Annotated in this window: 3 protein-coding genes, 1 pseudogene and 1 riboswitch; of the genes and pseudogenes, 1 reads left to right on the top strand and 3 read right to left on the bottom strand. The window is 40.0% G+C overall.

Annotation, left to right across the window (positions count from 1 at the left end; translation table 11 throughout):
- Positions 1–110: 110 nt before the first annotated feature.
- Positions 111–157, bottom strand: a riboswitch (PreQ1 riboswitch).
- 368 nt (positions 158–525) lie between these two features.
- From AB5N96_RS13365 to AB5N96_RS13355, 3 genes and pseudogenes are all read right to left on the bottom strand, one after another.
- Positions 526–843, bottom strand: a complete 318-nt coding sequence (locus AB5N96_RS13365; RefSeq protein ID WP_204589976.1) for a hypothetical protein — start codon at positions 841–843, stop codon at positions 526–528.
- Positions 844–1,066: 223 nt separating this feature from the next.
- Positions 1,067–1,288 (bottom strand): site-2 protease family protein, encoded by a 222-nt coding sequence (locus AB5N96_RS13360; protein WP_204589975.1) that lies wholly within the window; start codon positions 1,286–1,288, stop codon positions 1,067–1,069.
- 169 nt (positions 1,289–1,457) lie between these two features.
- A pseudogene (locus tag AB5N96_RS13355) lies at positions 1,458–2,003 on the bottom strand (GNAT family N-acetyltransferase).
- A gap of 161 nt (positions 2,004–2,164) precedes the next feature.
- On the opposite strand from AB5N96_RS13355, the gene AB5N96_RS13350 reads away from it, so the two are divergent.
- Complete coding sequence (locus AB5N96_RS13350) at positions 2,165–3,562, top strand: VWA domain-containing protein (protein ID WP_499705751.1); 1,398 nt, start codon at positions 2,165–2,167, stop codon at positions 3,560–3,562.
- The last annotated feature ends 83 nt before the right edge of the window (positions 3,563–3,645 follow it).

Below are 3,645 nucleotides of genomic sequence, written 5' to 3'. Positions count from 1 at the left end.
TCTCCATAAAATCAAAATACCATGAACACTGGGCTCATGGCATCAAAAATTATATACTTTCTTATCTTTTAAAAAAAGCCACGTCCTATATGGACATGGCGAATAGTCATGTTTCCATAGTTTTTTATAGAGGGTAGTAGCTATGAACCTCTCCCGTTTTATTTCGGGCGTTATTGTATAAGAGTATCATATAGTAGTTTTCAGTATATATCAAATGTAATTCCAACAAAAACTGCTCTTCCGTTTCCATTTACTAGAATTTTTTGATCCTCTAGATTCATAATCAATTACTGTTAAATTAAGCGTTTTATTCTAAGGTAACAGTGTACCCAATGATTCTGAGTTTGCATTGCAATTCTATAACTATATAGAGCAAACCTTATTAAATTAAGATTGTTGAATTGTGTGAGGCACAGGTACGGTTTTACCCAATCAACACATAACCACTTTAGTTCGAGTAATTGTCGCTACTGATAATGTTCCAACTATTATTAGTAGCTAAAGAGGTAGTAAAAAGTACACTATCTAAACTTCCTTATTAGTATTGTATTTTGTTCTTTTCCGATTTCTGAAATACACATACAAATTCCGAATGAAGATGATGACAAGAGCGATGTATGCGATGAACATCACATAGAAGTCGGTTGAAAGATTCTCTGCTATGTACTCCATATTGGTGACAAGTAAGCTTGAAAAGAGAATTAACAGTAAAGTTGTACTGAGTAGCCAGATCAGATCCGTTCTAGACTTGAAAATACCGGAAGCGATTAAGCTGAAGATTGATACTAGAAGTGCTAAACTCAGATGATCTACATACGACGTCATAAACTCTAAATCGCTCATTTATTTTCCTCCAGTTGATTTAATGAGTTCCAAGCATTGAAGACCATCTGATTTCAAATTTAGATTTTTATAAACGATTGGAAGTAAATTGAGTACTGCCATAAAGTAAGAGGCAACAATAAATGACCTATACCAATCTGCATACTGCGCCTCCCCAAAAATCCACACAGTAGTTGCAGTAGCTAGATTAAAAATGATTCCTCCCATATAAATGAGAAGTTGTTTATACTCTGCGAGAGAATCTATATCTTCCCATGCACAAAACCCGGCTTTTATACAACACGAACTTACCAAATCGAAAGGCTTCTTCCCCGCGACCTATACTCACTTCTGTTACATTGCGTCCAAACAGGACAACAAATGCAGCGTGGCCAAGTTCATGGATGAGAATGATGATGGGAAGATAAACAATGTACATCATTAAATTAAGTAGATCACTAGCCATCATTTACTCCCCCAATCAAATCATTACTTATTGAAATTAAATTGATTATAGCATTATATTCCATTTATAAAATCACATATAGGAAATTAGTGAAATATATTCCAGTCAAATCAATATAAAAAACACGAACCTAAATAAAAGACTCGTGTTTAACTCTGCGCTTTATCTACTATTCTTTTAGCCAAACGTTCCTCAGAACATGATACAAAACATGTTCCCTTAACGTACTATCTGGATCAACTTTAGGATGATCAAACTCCTTCACAAACTTGAGCCCGATTTTCTCATCACTTGCTTCGAAGGCTCGTTGATATCTGCAGTGAAGCTGTAAATCTCGTCAAAACCTAATTCCTCAAATCCATACTCTAGACAAGCTTTTGCTCCCTCGGTTGCATACCCTTTACCCCACGCTTCTTTTTTCAATCTCCAGCCAATTTCGATACAGGGTGTAAAATCAGATTCGAACGTGGCTGTGTGAAATCCAATAAAGCCGATGAACTCATTTGTCGCTTTCACTTCCACAGCATACAATCCGTACCCGCACTCTTTGATCTCAGCAATGATGGCCTGACAAAAGGCATCGGATTCTTCTTTTTGATAATGTTTTTGGGAAAAATCTCATCACTTCTTCATCTGCATTCAGTTGTCGGAAAGGCTCTAAATCCGTGTCTTTCCAATCACGCACTATTAATCTCGGGGTCTCGATATAAATCATGGTGCACCTCCAAATTTAGAACTAGTTTTCGGGAAAAAACACTTACAGTTTAAAGCTCCTTCTTCTGGGTAATACAAGAAAATGAAACCAATTCCTTCGTAAACCGTATAATTTGTATATAATCGGAATTTTTCACACTATTCATGAAAGTAGAGAGATAGATGAAAATCAGATTAGGATTCGCAGCCATCGCACTTAGTATGACGCTGGCAGGTTGCCAAAACGATGAGGAATCACAGACAGACACACCCGCTACTACAGAAAATACTGTAGGTGAAGAAGAACCAACAACGGAACCGACAGAGATGGAAACTGATGCAGAAGGTCCATTGGCTGAACTGGAGGAGATGGATCTTCCCTTGCTTCCAACGGAACCGCAAGATTTTGTTCAACAAGGCGCGGGCCTTTTAAATAACGAAACAATTGGACGAAGTGAAGAGTCCCAAGTGGCTTTCTTAGACCTGTTCGGTGATATTCCGGCACTGCCTGAGAATGCCACAGAAGAGGAGCTCGAACTCTACTATCGCCACGTTTATAACATCACAAGGATCAGTCTACCTGACCCTTCTACTGTACTGGATGCGGCACGGTTTGATATGGACGGAATGCCGGAAGCAGATAGACGGTATGAATTTAAAGAGAATTATAATCTAGAAATCATTCTAGATGCTAGTGGTTCTATGGCTGCAGATGCTGGTGGTGGCGAGACGCGGATGGATCAAGCGAAGCGAGAAATTCAGAACTTCCTTGCTTCAGCTCCTGAAGACTCTAACGTTTCACTACGCATTTATGGTCATAAAGGAACGAGCGATAGTGCGGATAAAGCGATGTCATGTGAGGCTATCGAAGAAATCTATGAGCGAGGCCCTTATGATGAAGCGGCTTTCCAGGAAGCAATGAATCAATTTCAACCTGCTGGCTGGACACCAATCGCCGGTGCACTAGAATCTGCAGCACAAAGCTTTGAGGGCTTAGCTGGTGAGACTAATACGAATCTCATCTATCTTGTGAGTGACGGCATTGAAACATGTGACGGAGACCCAGTTGCCGCTGCGAAAGACTTTGCCGGGAGTAACATTTCCCCTATCATCAATGTTATCGGCTTTAACGCTGACTCAGAAGCACAGCAACAGCTCAAAGAAGTGGCGAAAGAAGCAAATGGAACATACACAAACGTTCAAAATGCAGAAGGTCTACGCGATGAGTTCGGACGCACAGAAGACATCCTTCAAAAATGGCAGCAATGGAGAGTCGGTGCTTTAAATGACCGCAACTGGACAAGTGTTCATGCGACCATGGACATCAATAATTTCAGTATTGCTTGGAACAATAACGCGCAAGTCCAAGTAAATTCTGAATACAATGCGATGAATGTGCTGCTTGAAGAAGAAAAAATCACTTATAATCAACTTGGCCTCTTGAAAAACATGGCGACGGCTAACTATGACCGCTCACGGGAAGTCGGCAGTGCATTTACTGAGGAGCTGCAGCAGATTAAAGAAGAAGGTATTGAAGGTATGGACCAATTGATAGAGGATGCTCGTCCGGATGGGGAATAAACTTATAATCATAACCACCAGTAGAACTGGTGGTTTGCTCTGCGCCTATAAGGCGCTTTTACTGGCCATGTCTGAAAGACATA

It is taken from the genome of Chryseomicrobium imtechense (assembly GCF_041475995.1).
In the GTDB taxonomy this organism is placed as follows: domain Bacteria; phylum Bacillota; class Bacilli; order Bacillales_A; family Planococcaceae; genus Chryseomicrobium; species Chryseomicrobium aureum.
This window is presented reverse-complemented; position numbering and strand designations above follow the sequence as displayed.